This is a genomic window from Flavobacterium sp. Leaf82 (genome assembly GCF_001422725.1).
In the GTDB taxonomy this organism is placed as follows: domain Bacteria; phylum Bacteroidota; class Bacteroidia; order Flavobacteriales; family Flavobacteriaceae; genus Flavobacterium.
Map to the genome: position 1 here is coordinate 816,400 of NZ_LMMA01000001.1, position 16,203 is coordinate 832,602.

A 16,203-nucleotide genomic window follows, 5' to 3' on the forward strand; every position below is an offset into this window, starting at 1 on the left:
AGTTTTTATTTATAAATTAGAATAAAAAAAACTGCTTAAACTTTTAAGGTTTTAAGCAGTTTTTATGTTTTAAGAAATCTGTTTATTAGAATCCTAAATCTTTTTTTACATCAGCAGTTATGTTTGGACCATCAGCTAATAAAAGAGTAGAACCATCTAATACATATTGGAAACCTTTAGCTTTTCCAACTTTTTGGATAGAAGCTCTAACTTTTTCCATTAATGGTTTTACAATGTCAGTTTCTTTTTGTTGTAATTCTTTTTGAGCGTTGTCTCTGTAGTCAACGATTCTTTTTTGCATGTCCTGAACTTCTTTAGAACGTTCTCCGTTTACAGCATCAGTTACAGTTGCAGCTTCACCTTCGTATTTTTTGATTTTTACTTGGTATTCGTCAACCATTTTTTTGTATTCTGCATCGTATGTCCCACTTAATTTTTGTAGTTGATTTTGTGCATCTAGCATTGCAGGCATTTTCGACATAATCTCGCTAACATCAACATGAGCTACCTTAGCTTGTGCGTTCATTGTGTTACTTGCTCCTAAAATTAGTATTGCAGCAATTAGTAAAGTTTTGATTTGTTTCATCATTTTTAAAAATATTAATTAATTATTGGTCGTATTTGATTTTTGTGTTTCGGCTTCTTTTGCTTTTTTAGCCGCTTCTCGTTCTTCTAAAATTTTCTTCCTTCTTTCTTCTAATTCTTTTTTGCGTTCCTCATAAAGCCTTTGTCTTTCTGCTGCTTTATCAACTGCAGGTTCTGTTGTTACAGCTTCTGTTCCTGTTGTTGTTGCTGGCTTTGCCGTTGCGTCAGTTTTTGTTGCTTCTGTTTTAGCAGGTTCAGAAACCGTGCCATTTTTTTTAGCTTCTCTTTCTGCAGCAATTGCTTTTCGCCTGTCGTCGTATTCTTTTTTCTTAGCTTCTTGCTCTAGTCTTCTGTCTTCAATTAATTTTTCTCTGGCAGTCCTTTTCTCATCTAAAGCTTTTTGACGGTCTGCCATTGCTGGATTTTCGTCAATAGCATTTTCTAATTTTTCTTTTGCTTCCTGATCTTTTAATTGTTTTTTATTCAATTGTTCTCGTTTATCAGTTCGGTTCAGAACACGAATAACCTGATCGCTGATGTCAAATTTTTTGTTACTGAAAAGCATCGTTAAATCAGATGATTTATCAAAAACAAAATCATAATTTTTTGCCTCTGCAATATCTTGAACAGCAGTAAAAACCTGATCTTGAATTGGCTTTGCTAGTGCTGCCTTTTGGTGCATTAGATTTCCTTCAGATCCAAATTGCTTTTGCTGATAATCCATCATTTCAGTTTCCAGAAATTTAATTTCTGTTTCCCTCTCATCAATAAGTTCTTTGGTAAGTAAAGCTCTTTCAGCTTTAAGACCTTCTTTAAGATTATTGATGTCCAGTTTTTTGGCTTCTACATCCTGTTTCCACTTTTGGGCTTTTAGCTCTAACTGAGCTTTTGCCTCTTTATAATCGGATACATTTTCCAAAATATATTCCATGTCAATGTAACCAATTCTTGTCGTTCTTGTCTGAGCCTGACTTGCGTTTACTGCAACCAGAGCTAAAAATATAAATAAAAATTGTTTTCTCATAACATTAGTCTATATCAAAATTTTTACACAAATGTAATAAATTTTCTACTAAAACTGTTGCCCAATGATAAAGTGAATTTCTTTACCATGTGCTTTAGTTTCTCCTGGCTGAGGATCAAATCCATAACCCCAGTCAATACCTAACAATCCAAATGCTGGCATGAATACACGCAGACCAACACCGGCAGAACGATTAAGGTCAAATGGGTTGTAATCTTTAAAAGTTGGGTATGATGATCCGGCTTCTAAAAACGCTAACGCATAAATCGATGCAGATGATTTTAATGTAATTGGATAACGTAATTCCATAGAGAATTTGTTATAAATAGTTGCTCCAATTTGTTCTCCATTTGCATTTACAGGAGTCAATGAGTTATTTTCATAACCTCTTAACTGTACTGTTTCTCTACCATCCATAGAGTAGTTTGCCATACCGTCTCCTCCTAAATAGAAACGTTCAAATGGTACAACACCTCTAGATTGATCATAAGCACCTAAGAAACCAAACTCAGTTAATGTTCTTAAAACTAATTTACCATATAGTTTAGTATACCAGTCTGCTTTAAATTTAATTTTATAATACTCTAACCAGTTATATTTCTTTTGATCGACTTTCCCCTGATCAGTATCAGCATTTGCATAATCAGATCCAACACTTGCATAACCTGATTGTCCGTTTATGGTTTCAGTTTTAACATAATCACCAGGATTAAGTGGTTGTCCGTCTATACCTGAAGTTGCTGCTCCTGTATATTGTGTTTTGTATTCTTTTTGGTTTTTTAAATCTCCGTAATCAATTCCGTTAAATAAAGAGTAAGGAGGAGTAACTTTTGCAGAGATACTAAAATCTGAACCATAAGTTGGGAATATCGGGTTAACTCCTTTATTACTTCTTGAAAGTCCAATTGTATACGCTAAGTTTCTTGAAGCTCCGTTACCAAAAGTAAATAATCCGGTATTATAATTATTCAAATCATAATGTTGGTAACTCACAGATTGCGAAAGAACGAAATAATCATCCGGCACAGTAAGACGTTTTGCTAAACCAACTTGTAAAGTCAGGATATTAAAACTTTTACTTTTATCTACAGTTCTTGTAGCGTAGTTGTTTAAGAATTGTTTACTATAAGAGATAGATGAACTAAATTGTACTGGTTTTTTTCCTCCAAACCATGGTTCTGAGAATGATAAACTATAAGTCTGGAAATAAGTACTTCCTTGTAAACGAAGTGCTACTTTCTGACCATCTCCCATTGGTAATGGTTTATATGATTCTTTGTTGAATAAATTTCTGGCAGAAAAGTTATTAAATGATAGACCTAAAGTTCCAATGAAACCTCCTCCACCGTAACCTCCTTGAAGTTCGACCTGGCTTGATCCTTTTTCTACAACGTGATATTCGATATCAACAGTTCCTGCTCCGGCATCAACATTCTTGAATTTTGGGTCAATAGCTTCAGGATCAAAGAATCCTAGTTGTCCTATCTCACGAATAGTTCTAACCAATTGTTCTTTACTGTATTTTTCTCCCGGTTTAGTTCTAAGTTCACGGTAAATAACTTGGTCATTAGTTTTATCATTTCCTACTACAGATATTTTGTTGAAGTAAGCAATAGGTCCTTCTGTTACTCTAATTTCGAAATCGATCGTATCGTTTACCGTTTTTACCTCTACAGCATTAATATTAGAGAACAAATAACCGTTGTTTTGGTATAAGTTTGTAATGTCTTCTGCGTCAGGTTTTGTTTTGTCAGCAATACGTTTTTCAAGTAAAACACCATTATAGGTTTCCCCTTTTTTGATACCTAAATAACGATTTAACAGTTGATCAGAATAAACAGTGTTTCCAAGGAATTTAATATTACCAAAGTAGTATTTATTTCCTTCTTCCATTTTTATTTTGATCGCAAGCATATTTTTCTTCTTGTTATAAGTAACAGAATCATAAATAATACGTGCATCACGATATCCTTTTTCCTTGTATGCTGCAACAACTTTTTCTAAGTCGGTTTTGTATTTTTCAGGAATAAATTTTGAAGATTTTAAAACGCGAAAAAAGTTTTTTTGTTTCGTGTCTTTCATGGCAGATCTTAATTGATTGCCTGTAAGTTGCTTATTACCAATAAAGTCAATACTGCTAATTTTTACTTTGTCACCTTTATCTATCCTGACAAGCATATTTACCTGATGTCCGTTTATCGTATCAGGAGTATTTGTTATAGTAACTTTGGTATTATAAAAACCTTCTTTTTTGTATTTGTTTTCTATATAATTTTTGGTTGTCGTGATTAAATTTTCGTTTACAATTTTGTTTTTAGTCAAATTGTTATCCTTAATTAATCCTTCGACTTTGCTTTTCTTAATACCAACAAATTTTACTTCATTTAGTTTTGGAAGCTCAACAATGTTTAAGTCCAGATATATACTGTCATTATCAATTTTATTTACATAAAAAGCGATTTCATCAAAAAGGCCAAGTTTACCTAATTTTTTGATTGCACCACTAATTTCTTCACCGGGAACGGTAATTTCTTGTCCTTTTTGAAGGCCAGAAAAGGTAACTACGGTTTGTTCATTGAAGCTTATTTTACCAACAACAGAAACTTTAGCAAGAATATATTTTTTTCCCTGATCAAAAGGAACTCTTTCTTGTGCTTTTATTTGTGAAAAACTACCCAGAAGAAGTAGGGTAAAGACTATTTGTATTCTTTTTTGTAACACTAAAAAATTATTTAATTTGTTCGCTGGTTTTTCCAAATCTACGTTCTCTTTTTTGATAACTAATAATAGCCTCATATAAATCTTGATCTTTAAAGTCTGGCCACAAGACATTAGTAAAATATAATTCTGCATAGGCTATTTGCCACAACAAAAAATTACTTATTCTATGTTCTCCACTTGTTCGTATTAATAAATCTACGTCAGGTAAATTTTGCGTGTAAAGATGCTCATTTATAATTGAATCGTCAATAGTGTCTATTGAAATTATATTATTTTTAACTTTATCACTGATGATTCTCACAGCATTTACCAATTCTTCTCTTGATCCGTAACTTAAAGCGAGAGTTAGCGTAAGACGTGTATTATTTTTGGTTTTGTCTATTACATCCAAGAGCTCTTTTTGAGCTGATTTAGGTAATTTTTCAAGATTTCCAATTGCATTAAGTTTGATATTGTTTTCTTGTAAAGTTGTAAGCTCTTTCTTTAATGAATTGATTAATATTTTCATTAATGCATCGACTTCTAATTTAGGGCGATTCCAGTTTTCTGTCGAAAAAGCATATAAGGTTAAATATTCGATGCCAAGTTTAGCACAGGTTTTAATTGTTTTTTTTACAGATTTTGTTCCATTTTCATGACCAAATGCTCTTAAAAAACCTTGTTGTTTTGCCCAACGACCATTTCCGTCCATAATAATGGCTAAATGTTTGGGTAAGTTTGTTTGATCGATAGAGTCTAGTAAATCCATTTTATTAATATGCGCAATAGCAAGGTTTTTGTCCAAAGGTATAGGTTAAAGTGATACCTGAAAACACATACCAGTCATTATTATTTAAATTCCCAAATTTCAATACGTTTGCATTGTTTGTGTTGGGGTTGCTTGAGTCAATATCATCTGTAAAAGTATAACGTGCTCCAACTTCAGCTCCTAAAACCCAATGTGGGGCTATATTCGATTTTATACCTAATATTATAGGTATGGCAAACGAATTTCCGTTTTGTGATCTGGTTATAGTTGGATTCGCAACAGAACGGTACAATTGATCATAAAGAAAGAAACTTAATCCAGAGTATATATAAGGAGTAACTTTTGTATGGTAATCGTGCAGATTAAAATCAAAAAAATTAAACTCTAAACCTGCAGATAGTTCTTTTACCTCGTTTTCGAAACTGTAACCTCTTCTGTTTCTTCCTGTTTCTTCCGAATCCAGGTCATTTCCTGAAACAGTCGATTGTGTGTAGGAAAAGCGATATGAATGTCGCGGGCTTTTATTCCATTTATATAAAACCCCAAAAGCTAATTTGTCCGGATTAATATAAGTTGTACTTCCTACGTCTCCTACAAAGTTACTTCCACCAAGAAAAACACCAATCTCATTGATCTGAGCGTGTAGTGTGATAAAGGGGAAAAAACATAACAATAAATTAAAAATTTTCTTCATTTAATTCAAAATTGCGTGCAAATATAATAATTATCGATACGAATCAACGTTCCTTTAGTTAAATGTGCTTTTTTTTAAATTTACAATATGATATTGAGACATTTAATGATGATTCGATACATGCAGAACGGCAAAAAGTGGTATTATCGTATAGTGGTGAATCAGAAAACAACTTAATTTCTCTTATCTTCTCCCCAAAGCAATTTATTTCTTAATGTTTTCAAGAAAGTTTCGCCTGGAATTTCGACCATTTTTATTTTGTAATCTGTTTTTTTGATTGTTAAAATGGATTCATTTTTTACAGATGCGATTCTGGAATCTAATGAAACCAGATATTGATCTTCCCTGCCTGAAACACGAAGTTTAATTTCGGTATCATCCGGGATAACAAGTGGTCTTGCTGTTAAGTTGTGAGGGGCAATTGGTGTGATTACTAAGCTTTTTACATCTGGTGTTAACAATGGTCCGCCACAGCTCAAAGAATATCCTGTTGATCCTGTTGGCGTAGAAATAATTAAACCGTCTGCCCAGTACGAATTCAGATATTCATTATTAAGGTAGGTTTCAACTGTAATCATCGACGTAGTATCTTTTCGGCTTACCGTGACTTCATTCATTGCAAAGTTCAAATCTTCTTCGATAGCATCATTTTTTGGGTCACAAGTCAGGCTTAGTAAAGTTCTTTCAGAAGTTGTGTAATTTTTATCAATTACAAACTGTAGAAAGCTATCAATGTTTTCTTTTTGTACCGTGGCTAAAAAACCAAGACGTCCAGCATTGATTCCTAAAATTGGAACACCGGAGTTGCGAACTAAAGTTGCGGCTCTTAAAATAGTTCCATCGCCGCCAATACTAATTAGCATTTCAAAACTATTATCGAGAGATGTACTTGCTGAAAAAGTTTTATATTCCTTTTTTACGAGTTGCTTTTCGTGAAGCATTTTTAGAAAGTGCTCTTCTATAACCATTTCGACATTATTAGTGTTAAAAAACAAAAATATATCTTTGATAATGGGTTCGGTACTGTTCTGGTAATACTGTCCGTAAATAGCTACTTTCATTCTTTTTAATTAGATAATTCGTCGATTAGGTAATGTGGCAATTCGTGAATTAGATAAGGTGAAAATTAGAGTAGTTAAGAAATTATCTCATTATCTAATTGGCAAATTATCCTATTGTATTATATATTAAGGTATTTGTCTAAATAATCTGAACGCTCTTTTAAGCTGTTGATGTATGCATCTTCCTGATGTTCAGAAATAATTTCATACCCATATCTTCTATAAGTCTGAATAATTTCATTCATAGGGCCAACACCAATTTTTACGGTAATCTGAACATTTTCAAGATCAGCCTCAGATATAAAACAGCCCAGGATTTTACCATTATTGCTTTCTACAATCTGGGTAACCTGACCCATAGAATAATCTAAAAGTCCTTTTTGAACAATAATAATTCCTCCCTGTTCTTTTAAAAATGGAGTTTCCTGAAAAAATTTCATGATATCTTCCATTTCATAATATCCTATATAGATATTATTCTCGTCAAGAACCGGAATTATATTCGTGTGGTTTTTAGCAAAAACTTCTAAAACATCAAGCCAAATCATTGATTTTCGCGCAAAAAAGCGTTCCAATGTATATTTGTAATCAATGACTTTTTTATCTGTATCAAAAGTTTCAATATCGTCAGAGGCGATACTACCAATGAAAATTCCGTTTTCCAGAACAGGAAAATGCGAAAAATTCAAATCAGCAAAATAGTCCTGAACCGAGGCTATCGTTTCCTGGCTATTTATAGCTCTGAAATCATTAGTGATATAGTTTATAATTTCTGTCATAAATCTGTAAAGGATATTTCATGCAAAATAATCAAAAAATAGCAAAAACTGCTACGTTTTACTTTGTATTTTTGTCGTAACAAATATAGTGTTACTAGAATTAATTATCTATTTATATGACAAAGTTAAGTGTAAATATCAATAAAATTGCAACCCTTCGTAATGCACGTGGAGGAAATGTTCCTGATTTATTAAAAGTTGCCACCGATATTCAGAAATTTGGAGGACAAGGAATCACCATTCACCCACGTCCGGATGAACGCCATATACGTTATCAGGATGCACGCGATCTAAAAGCAATTGTTTATACAGAATATAATATTGAGGGAAACCCGCAGCATAATTTTATCGATTTGGTTTTAGAATGCAAACCTACACAAGTAACTTTAGTTCCTGATGCAATAGGTGCTATTACATCTTCGGCAGGTTGGGACACGATAAAAAACCAAGCTTATCTGACAGAAGTAATTCAGGAATTTCAACGTAACGGAATCAGAACTTCGATTTTTGTTGATCCGGTATTAGAAATTATTGAAGGCGCAAAAAAAACAGGAACAGACAGAATCGAGTTATATACCGAAGCTTTTGCACATCAATATGATTTAGGAAACAAAAACGGAATCGATCCTTATGTTAAAGCAGCAGAACTGGCAAACGAATTAAGTTTAGGAATAAATGCAGGTCACGATTTAAGTTTAGATAACATTCAGTTTTTTAAACAAAATATTCCGGGTTTATTAGAAGTTTCAATTGGTCACGCTTTAATTTCAGAAGCGCTTTATCTGGGGTTGGATAATGTGGTAAATATGTACTTGAATAAATTGAAGTAAAAACTTAGACTATGAGTTAAATCAATTGGCTTGGATAAAAATTTAATAAAAATAAAATAAGTAGGGCATGACCCGCAGAAAAAGCGGGTCGGGCTATTCGTTACAATCTTCTATTTTTAAAGAAAAAATAGAAGGATTTTCACTACTATCCCTCATGCGGCATTCTAGTCGCCATAATCTTTTCAGATTACAAGTTTAAACCACAAAATAAATATTTACATCACCTGAGAATTGGCTTATAATTGATTACTTTCGCACTTTTCTTATTAAAATCAAGTGTCGAAATCAATAATTATCCTTTTTTTGTTCTGTTTCTCCAATGTATTTGCGCAATCTAAAGCAACTATAATTGGAAATATAAAATCATCTGAAAACGAAAGCCTTATTGGTGCAAGCATTTCTTTAGAAGTTAATAATCAGCACTATTACGCAATATCAGATACTCTTGGTAATTTTAAAGAAAACCTGCCATTAGGGCAAGTGAAGATTACGCTTTCTCAATTGGGTTATCTTAAAAAAGATATTAATTTTAATTTTTTAAGAGACACTATAATTTCGATTGTTTTAGAAAAAGACATTTCACTTTTAAAAGAAGTTATAATAGCCAATGATAAAAAAAGAGGCATTACAACGTTGTCCGGAGGTAAATTATCTTTTAATCTAAAAGAATTGTCTTCGGTTCCAACCGTTTTGGGAACTACTGATATTATAAAACTTTTACAACTAACTCCGGGTGTTCAGAATTCCGGAGATGCAAACGGATATTTATATGTAAGAGGTGGAGATCCTGGACACAATGCCATTTTATACGACGGAACTCCTATATACGGAATGTCGCATTTGCTGGGTATTTTTCCTTTCTATAATACAGATCATATTAAAGAAGTTGAGTTTGATAAATCAAGTTCAAATTCAAAATATGGCGGACGTTTAAGCTCAACAACACTTTTAATCCCGAACAAAAAAATACCTTCTGAATTGGGTATTCAGGGAAATGTTGGAGTTTTAGCTTCACAACTTACTTTGACTGTTCCTGTTAATCAAAAATCCGGTTTTTATATCTCAGGAAGAAAAACTTATATTGATGAAATTGTAGCGCCATTATTGCATTCCGGTTCCAAAAAAAATGATATCCAGAATATGAAATATGGTTTCTCTGATGGAAATCTGACTTTTATTTCTCAAATTTCAAAAAACAATCTACTTTCTGTTGATGCTTTTATAAGTGGAGATGAACTGAAAATTAAAGATGATAATCTGGCTTTAAGAACAAGTTTAAAATGGAGTAATTTTACGGCTTCACCAACTTTGATAACAACATTTTCTCCTAAAACGAGTATGTCAAACTCAGTCTATTTTAGTAAATATTCTAATGAACTAAATATGGAACAAGCAACAATTGAGTTTGGAGTTTCGTCATATGTAAAAGATTTTGGGTTTAATAATGCCGTTAAATATTGGATAAAAAATATTCCTGTAGAATCAGGAATACAATATGTACATCATGATTTACAGCCTCAAAAGGTTAATATCGAAAATCTGACTGATAATAATACGACTCAAAGTAATGTCATTAATGCTGATGAAGTTGGAGTTTTTACAACGGTCAGACCAAAGCTAACAGATCGTCTAAATGCTGAATTAGGTCTCCGAATTAATTATTATACTTCCGGTTCAAATGATTCTTATTTGCATTTTCAGCCTCGTATTTTGCTTAATTATGTGGCGAACGAAAAATATTCTTTTTACGGATCGTATAATAAACAATATCAATATTTAAGTTTAATAACAACATCAAGCGTAGGGATTCCTACTGATTTCTGGATTGCGAGCTCAGACGGAATAAAACCACAATCTTCTGATGAATTTTCTATTGGTTCGAATCAAAATATTTCGAAAAACATTTCTTCTTCCTTTGGAGGATTTTATCGCTCTATGAAAGATTTACTGGAATATCCGTACGGAATAACGCAATTTAATGAAGTTACAACGCTCAAAAATGATTTATTGGTTGGGAAAGGTAAAGCATACGGATTAGAAATGATGTTGCGAAAAAATAACGGAAAATTTACAGGTTGGTTAAGTTATACACTAAGTTGGTCTGATCGAAATTTTGATGAACTTAATAACGGGAATACTTATTTTGCGAAATACGACAGACGTCATAATCTTTCAATTGTAGGGATGTATGATTTAAATACAAAATGGAATTTTGGCGTTACGCAGATATTTAGCTCGGGAAATCGTTTTACAATGCCAACTTCCTGGTATTTTATCAATAACAATCCGGTCAAAGAATATTCCGGATATAATAATGCGCAAATGCCTAATTATATCCGCACAGATATTTCTGTGAATTACTTTTTCCTGAAAACAAATAAAAAAGAAAGTGCTTTGAATTTTTCAGTTTACAATACTTTTAATATCGATAATCCCATTTATGTTGTTTTGAATGTTCAGGTCAATGAAGATAAAAACAGTGTGATTGTAAAACAGGAAAAAAAAGTTTTGTATCGCATATTGCCTTCAATAAGCTGGAGGTTTAAATTTTAAAACATGAAAAAATATATACTGTTTCTTTTTACGTTAATCGCTGTAAGTTGTTCTAAAGATGATTTTAGTGAACAAAGTACTGAATCTAAAATTGTAGTCGAAGGCTGGATTGAAGAGGGTGATTATGCTCAGGTTTTGTTATCGAGCAGTATTCCGGTTACAGATGTAATTGATTCTACAAATGTTTTGAGTCATGTAATAAGATCAGCAAAAATAACAGTTTCTGATGGTGTTAATTCTGAAGTTTTGAGAGTCAGGAATGATAAAAACCGGGTTCCGCCATTTGTATATTATGGTACAAGTTTATTAGGTGAAGCCGGAAAAGAGTATTCTATCAAAATAGAGTATTTAAATCGCATTGTTAGCGCTGTAACAACAATCCCAAAATCAGTAAAGATTGATAATGCGGAGTATATAAAAAAGAATCCATCAGATACAACAGGGTATGTTTTTGTAAAATTTGATGATCCGGTTAACGAAAAAAACTATTACCAGATTGCAACAAAAATCGACGGTAAAGAAGCAATTTATGTCCCTGCATTTTATGGCAATTTAGATGATAAAAACTTTAAAGAATCGTCAGTTTCAGTACAGGTAAATCGTGGTGTTTTGCTTTTTCCTAAAACTAAGTTCACTCCTAATTTTGCTGATGGAGACTTGATTTATGTAAAATTAAGAACTCAGAACAAAGATGCATTAGATTTCTGGAACAGTTGGCAAAATGAAATCGTAAATAGCAGAAATCCTATTTATCCGGCAAATACAAGCCTGAAATCCAATATAAATGGCGGAATAGGTATTTGGGCAGGATATGGTCAAAGTATTTTTATTGTAAAAACACCGGAAAAAATAAAGCCGATTTGAAACTTTTCAAATCGGCTTTAAGTATATGTTTAAAAGATATTATTTTTCAAAAGCATTGATGAAATCTTCAAACTTAGCTTCGAATTTTTCGAATCCTGTAGAGAAGTAAGTACTAAACGAAACTTCTGTATTATCGTTGAATTTCAAGTATAATACTTCTTCAAGATAAGGTTGAGCAAATGATTCACCAGTACCGTTGTCTGACCAGTAAGAATATTGAGCATTCCAAACAGGTAAATTAAATACATAATCATTCCCTGATTTTTCTGAATGCTGAACAAGATCTGCAATTTTAGTTCCGTCTTTTTTAGAAACTAAGATTAATTTTAAATTTTTATTAAAATTAGCAGCAGTACCTTCAGAATATTTTTTCTCGTATGCATTTAATGCAGTATAATATTCTTTGTAATTAGCTTTAGGATTGTTTGAATCTGGGTAAGTAGGACGTACAAGGCTTTTTTCTAAAGCTATTTTATCAGCGCCTTCAGTTTCTAAATTCATGTCAGCAACAATAATAAAATTGTCCATTAATTTAATCAATCCATTTGCTTTACCTCTGTATTGAACAAGCTCATCATTATCGATAAGAGCATCAATATTAGCAGAACTTCCTGAATTAAAATCAAGTAAAGTTTTTCCGTTATAAGTAAAAAGTGCTTTTGAAGTGTTTTCAGTACCTTTTTTACCGTTCATTTCCCAAGTATAACCATCGCTTAAAGTCATTTTATAAGCAAACTCATCCGGAGATTGATTTTTAGAAGAATATTTAGCAGTTTGAGCAAATGTTGCTACTTGTGCATTATCAACCGTTAAAGTTGCATCTGTTGAACTTGGTAGAAAAATATTGTCATATACTTCATCTTTTCCATTATAGCCATCATAATATTTAACTTTTACATCAGATGAAACACCTTTTGAAGTAAGGATTGCATTGTTTGCAGTTTGAGATTTTTTAGCTGGAAAAACGAATTTTAATTCTGTAGTCGAAGCTGTTTTATCCCATTTTTTTGCAGTATTATTCCATGTATATACACCGTAAACACCAGAGATGTTTAAAATGTCTTCTACTTCATTGTCATTTTTTCCGTTAAAAATGTCAATTTGATAAATATCTAATAATCTGGTTAAGTTTTCCAGTGCTTCAATAGCGCTTGAACTTTTAGATTTGTCTAACTGAACCAACATATCATTAGCTTCAGCTTCTAATTTTATTTTTTGTTCAGCAGGAGTTAATTTAGAGTAAGGTTGTTTAACGATCTCAGCAATTTGCTCAGCAAGAGTTTTGTCTTTTGTAGGCTCTTCGGTTACAGGATCTGTTGTAGGATCCAGATCGTCATTGCTAGAACATGAGATAGCAAATTGAGAAAGAACTACCGCGCATAAAAGTAACTTTTTAATCATAGTAAAGTATTTAATTAGATATTGATCAAGTTTTTGATTTGATTTTATGGGCGCAAGGTACTATTTGTATTCTTGTTTTCTTTACGGGAAACCGTAAACTTGTAAAGTTTTTTCTAATAAATAAAACCAAAATAAAAGCCAGGAGAAGTTATTGCATGTCAGATTCATAGATAAGTTTTACATTTGTGTTCAGTTTTTAAAACCAAAATATACATGTTATACTCAAAAATAGAAGGTGAAGGGAAACCTTTCATCATCATGCACGGATTTTTAGGAATGTCTGATAACTGGAAAACCCTCGCTGGGCAATACGTAGAAGCCGGATTTCAGGTTCATATTTTAGATTTAAGAAATCACGGTCGCAGTTTTCATTCAGAGGAGTGGACTTATGAAGCAATGGTGCAGGATGTATTCGAATACTGTCATGCAAATCAATTGACTAAAGCTGATGTTCTGGGACATTCGATGGGAGGAAAAGTAGCGATGCTTTTTGCAACGACACATCCTGAAATAGTAGATAAATTGATAGTGGCAGATATTGGACCTAAATTTTACAAACAACACCATCAGGATATTTTGGCAGGATTAAATGCGATTGATTTTTCTGTAAAGCCAAGCCGTAATGATGTCGAAGAAACATTATCACAATACGTTCCGGATTTTGGAACACGTCAGTTTTTGTTAAAGAATTTATATTGGAAAGAACCGGGGCAATTGGCATTCAGATTTAATCTGGAAGTTTTTAATAATAACCTGGATGCAATAGGAAAAGCCCTGGCAGATGATTTGGTTTTTAATAAACCTGTCTTATTTATACGAGGAGGAAATTCCGGATATGTTCCAGATACAGATTTTGATTCCATACGTCAGCATTTTCCAAATGTTACCTTCGAAACGATTCCAAATGCAGGACATTGGCTTCATGCCGAAAATCCTAAAATGTTTTTTGAATTAACGACTCAGTTTTTAAAAGATTAAAAAAAGTCGCCACGAATTTCATCAATTCACACGAATTTTAATTCAATTTTGACTCAATCTTAATTTGTGAAAATTTGTGAAATTTGTGGCAAAAAAATCATTTTAACCTGTGGCAAAAAAACAATATAAAAATCATTACTTTTATTCAAACTTTTAAATAAAAAAAGATATGAAATTTTTACTCAGACTTCTTGTTACCGCAGCTTTGGTTTTGTTAATAGCTAACCTTTTGCCAGGTGTTCATGTTGCCAGTTTTGCTACTGCTGTAATTGTAGCAATTGTATTAGGATTATTAAATCTTTTTATAAAACCTATATTAGTCATCCTGACATTGCCGGTTACCTTTATTACTTTAGGTTTGTTTTTACTGGTAATTAATGCGATCATTATTTTGTTATGTACTAATATTGTTGGAGGTTTTGCGGTAGATTCATTCTGGACAGCATTGTTCTTTAGTATCATTCTGTCTCTGCTTCAATCTATTACTTACAAAATACTTGGAGACGATAAATAAAACAAAAAGAGAAAGCATGTTTAAAACGGCTTCAAATACAATAGATTAAAAACTTGGTTGGGTTGCAAAAATTTTATAATTTTGCAACCCAATTTTATTATGTAAATTAAAGAAGACGATGGATATTAAAAGAGTAGCAACAGATGCTGTGAATGAAACGATTGTGTTAAACGTTGTTCACATGGATTATAAAGGTCAGGTAGCAAAAAGAATAAACGAAAAAATGCCATTGGCTACCGTAAAAGGTTTTAGAAAAGGACAAGTTCCTAAAGACCTTGTTGAAAAACAATACGGAAAAGCAATTAAGCAAGAAGAAGTTAAAAAAGTAGTTGATTTGGCTTTAGAGCGTTTTGTTCAATCTGAAAGATTAAATCTTTTAGGAACTCCTCTTGCTAAAGAAAACGAAAACTTTGATTGGGATGCTGAAGAACTAACTTTCGAATACGAAATTGGTTTAGTGCCAAACTTCGAAATTGACTTAGAGGCTAAAAACAATATCGTAAAATATATCGTTACTGCTGATGATAAATTAATCGACGGACAAGTAGAGCGTATCCAAAAACAATTCGGAAAAGCAATTCCTCAGGATAAAGTTGAAGCTGATTCAGACTTAACCGGAACTTTCTCAAACGAAGAAAACGGAATCAACAATACAACTACAATTGCTGTATCTACTTTCAACAAAGCTGCTGCTGATAAATTCATCGGTAAAAAAGTTGGTGATGTTGTTGCAGTAAGCGCAAAAGGTTTATTTGCTGATGATCACCAATTAATGGATTACTTAAAAGTAGGTCATGATGATGTTCACGGTTTAGATATCGAAGTAAACTTTACTATCGAAGCTATCAACGGAGCAGAATTGGCTGAATTAAACCAAGAGCTTTTTGATAAACTTTTTGGTGAAGGTAAAGTAGCTTCTCTAGAAGATTTAAAAGCTAAAATTAAAGAAGATGCTGAAGCTCAATTCGCGCAGCAAGCAGATCAAAAATTATTGTTAGACGTTCAGGATTTCCTTATCGAAAGCACAAAATTTGATTTACCAGCTGAATTCCTTAAAAAATGGTTACAAACTGTTGGAGAGAAAAAACTTTCTGCAGAAGAAGCTGAAGTTGAATACGCAAGATCTGAAAAAGGATTACGTTTTCAATTAATCGAAGGAAAAGCAATGGCTCAAAGTAATATCCAAATTACATTCGAAGATTTGAAAGCATTTACAACAAACGCTATCAAGCAACAAATGGCTCAATTTGGTCAAACAAACCCAACTGACGAAGAAGTACAAGGAATCGTGGCTAGAGTTTTATCTAACCAGGAAGAAGTAAAAAGACTTTCTGAGCAAGTTGTGGCAGAGAAATTGTTAGAGGTTTTCAAAGAAAAAGCAAATCCTACAACTAAAGAAGTAACTTACGAAGAATTTATTGCTGCGTCTTACGGAGAATAATTTCTAAAAC

14 protein-coding genes are annotated in these 16,203 nt (G+C 32.5%); 6 read left to right on the plus strand and 8 right to left on the minus strand.

What is annotated here, in order from left to right:
* Positions 1-85: 85 nt before the first annotated feature.
* From ASF10_RS03440 to ASF10_RS03470, 7 genes are all read right to left on the minus strand, one after another.
* Complete coding sequence (locus ASF10_RS03440; RefSeq protein WP_198529562.1) at positions 86-589, minus strand: OmpH family outer membrane protein; 504 nt, start codon at positions 587-589, stop codon at positions 86-88.
* A gap of 15 nt (positions 590-604) precedes the next feature.
* Positions 605-1,609 carry an OmpH family outer membrane protein gene (locus ASF10_RS03445; RefSeq protein WP_056245414.1) on the minus strand — a complete coding sequence of 335 codons (1,005 nt, stop codon included), beginning with the start codon at positions 1,607-1,609 and terminating at the stop codon, positions 605-607.
* A gap of 48 nt (positions 1,610-1,657) precedes the next feature.
* Positions 1,658-4,405 carry an outer membrane protein assembly factor gene (locus tag ASF10_RS03450; protein WP_056245417.1) on the minus strand — a complete coding sequence of 916 codons (2,748 nt, stop codon included), beginning with the start codon at positions 4,403-4,405 and terminating at the stop codon, positions 1,658-1,660.
* Entirely contained in the window at positions 4,338-5,078 is a 741-nt protein-coding gene (locus ASF10_RS03455) for an isoprenyl transferase (protein ID WP_056245610.1), read from the minus strand. The genes ASF10_RS03450 and ASF10_RS03455 overlap by 68 nt, the downstream gene beginning before the upstream one ends.
* Positions 5,079-5,082: 4 nt before the next feature.
* A complete protein-coding gene (locus tag ASF10_RS03460; protein ID WP_056245420.1) occupies positions 5,083-5,772 on the minus strand; it encodes a DUF6089 family protein in 690 nt (229 codons plus the stop codon).
* Between the two features lie 173 nt (positions 5,773-5,945).
* Complete coding sequence (locus tag ASF10_RS03465; protein WP_056245423.1) at positions 5,946-6,833, minus strand: NAD kinase; 888 nt, start codon at positions 6,831-6,833, stop codon at positions 5,946-5,948.
* Between the two features lie 119 nt (positions 6,834-6,952).
* Entirely contained in the window at positions 6,953-7,612 is a 660-nt protein-coding gene (locus tag ASF10_RS03470; protein WP_056245425.1) for a CBS domain-containing protein, read from the minus strand.
* Between the two features lie 116 nt (positions 7,613-7,728).
* Between ASF10_RS03470 and ASF10_RS03475 the strand changes: the two genes are divergently transcribed.
* From ASF10_RS03475 to ASF10_RS03485, 3 genes are all read left to right on the plus strand, one after another.
* The gene (locus tag ASF10_RS03475; protein WP_056245426.1) at positions 7,729-8,442 is read left to right on the plus strand and encodes a pyridoxine 5'-phosphate synthase; all 714 of its coding nucleotides are present in this window, start codon (positions 7,729-7,731) and stop codon (positions 8,440-8,442) included.
* A gap of 276 nt (positions 8,443-8,718) precedes the next feature.
* Positions 8,719-10,995: a TonB-dependent receptor gene (locus tag ASF10_RS03480; protein ID WP_056245428.1), complete on the plus strand. Its 2,277-nt coding sequence runs from the start codon at positions 8,719-8,721 to the stop codon at positions 10,993-10,995.
* A gap of 3 nt (positions 10,996-10,998) precedes the next feature.
* Positions 10,999-11,859, plus strand: coding sequence for a DUF4249 domain-containing protein (locus ASF10_RS03485; protein WP_056245429.1), 861 nt, complete (start codon positions 10,999-11,001; stop codon positions 11,857-11,859).
* Positions 11,860-11,898: 39 nt separating this feature from the next.
* On the opposite strand, the gene ASF10_RS03490 is transcribed toward ASF10_RS03485, so the two are convergent.
* A complete protein-coding gene (locus ASF10_RS03490; RefSeq protein WP_056245432.1) occupies positions 11,899-13,260 on the minus strand; it encodes a hypothetical protein in 1,362 nt (453 codons plus the stop codon).
* Positions 13,261-13,473: 213 nt separating this feature from the next.
* Here ASF10_RS03490 and ASF10_RS03495 point away from each other — a divergent pair, with 213 nt between their 5' ends.
* The 3 genes from ASF10_RS03495 (at position 13,474) to ASF10_RS03505 (ending at position 16,193) form a co-directional block, all read left to right on the plus strand.
* A complete protein-coding gene (locus ASF10_RS03495) occupies positions 13,474-14,238 on the plus strand; it encodes an alpha/beta fold hydrolase (RefSeq protein WP_056245434.1) in 765 nt (254 codons plus the stop codon).
* Between the two features lie 169 nt (positions 14,239-14,407).
* Complete coding sequence (locus tag ASF10_RS03500; RefSeq protein WP_056245437.1) at positions 14,408-14,752, plus strand: phage holin family protein; 345 nt, start codon at positions 14,408-14,410, stop codon at positions 14,750-14,752.
* A gap of 118 nt (positions 14,753-14,870) precedes the next feature.
* The gene (locus ASF10_RS03505; RefSeq protein ID WP_056245439.1) at positions 14,871-16,193 is read left to right on the plus strand and encodes a trigger factor; all 1,323 of its coding nucleotides are present in this window, start codon (positions 14,871-14,873) and stop codon (positions 16,191-16,193) included.
* Positions 16,194-16,203: the final 10 nt, after the last annotated feature.

Bases quoted from the DNA above. Each gene is read 5' to 3' on its own strand.
- ASF10_RS03460 (WP_056245420.1), bottom strand. From the start codon at position 5,772: ATGAAGAAAATTTTTAATTTATTGTTATGTTTTTTCCCCTTTATCACA.
- ASF10_RS03470 (WP_056245425.1), bottom strand. From the start codon at position 7,612: ATGACAGAAATTATAAACTATATCACTAATGATTTCAGAGCTATAAAT.
- ASF10_RS03490 (WP_056245432.1), bottom strand. From the start codon at position 13,260: ATGATTAAAAAGTTACTTTTATGCGCGGTAGTTCTTTCTCAATTTGCT.
- ASF10_RS03495 (WP_056245434.1), top strand. From the start codon at position 13,474: ATGTTATACTCAAAAATAGAAGGTGAAGGGAAACCTTTCATCATCATG.
- ASF10_RS03475 (WP_056245426.1), top strand. From the start codon at position 7,729: ATGACAAAGTTAAGTGTAAATATCAATAAAATTGCAACCCTTCGTAAT.
- ASF10_RS03445 (WP_056245414.1), bottom strand. From the start codon at position 1,609: ATGAGAAAACAATTTTTATTTATATTTTTAGCTCTGGTTGCAGTAAAC.
- ASF10_RS03455 (WP_056245610.1), bottom strand. From the start codon at position 5,078: ATGGATTTACTAGACTCTATCGATCAAACAAACTTACCCAAACATTTA.
- ASF10_RS03465 (WP_056245423.1), bottom strand. From the start codon at position 6,833: ATGAAAGTAGCTATTTACGGACAGTATTACCAGAACAGTACCGAACCC.
- ASF10_RS03500 (WP_056245437.1), top strand. From the start codon at position 14,408: ATGAAATTTTTACTCAGACTTCTTGTTACCGCAGCTTTGGTTTTGTTA.
- ASF10_RS03485 (WP_056245429.1), top strand. From the start codon at position 10,999: ATGAAAAAATATATACTGTTTCTTTTTACGTTAATCGCTGTAAGTTGT.
- ASF10_RS03440 (WP_198529562.1), bottom strand. From the start codon at position 589: ATGATGAAACAAATCAAAACTTTACTAATTGCTGCAATACTAATTTTA.
- ASF10_RS03505 (WP_056245439.1), top strand. From the start codon at position 14,871: ATGGATATTAAAAGAGTAGCAACAGATGCTGTGAATGAAACGATTGTG.
- ASF10_RS03450 (WP_056245417.1), bottom strand. From the start codon at position 4,405: ATGAGGCTATTATTAGTTATCAAAAAAGAGAACGTAGATTTGGAAAAA.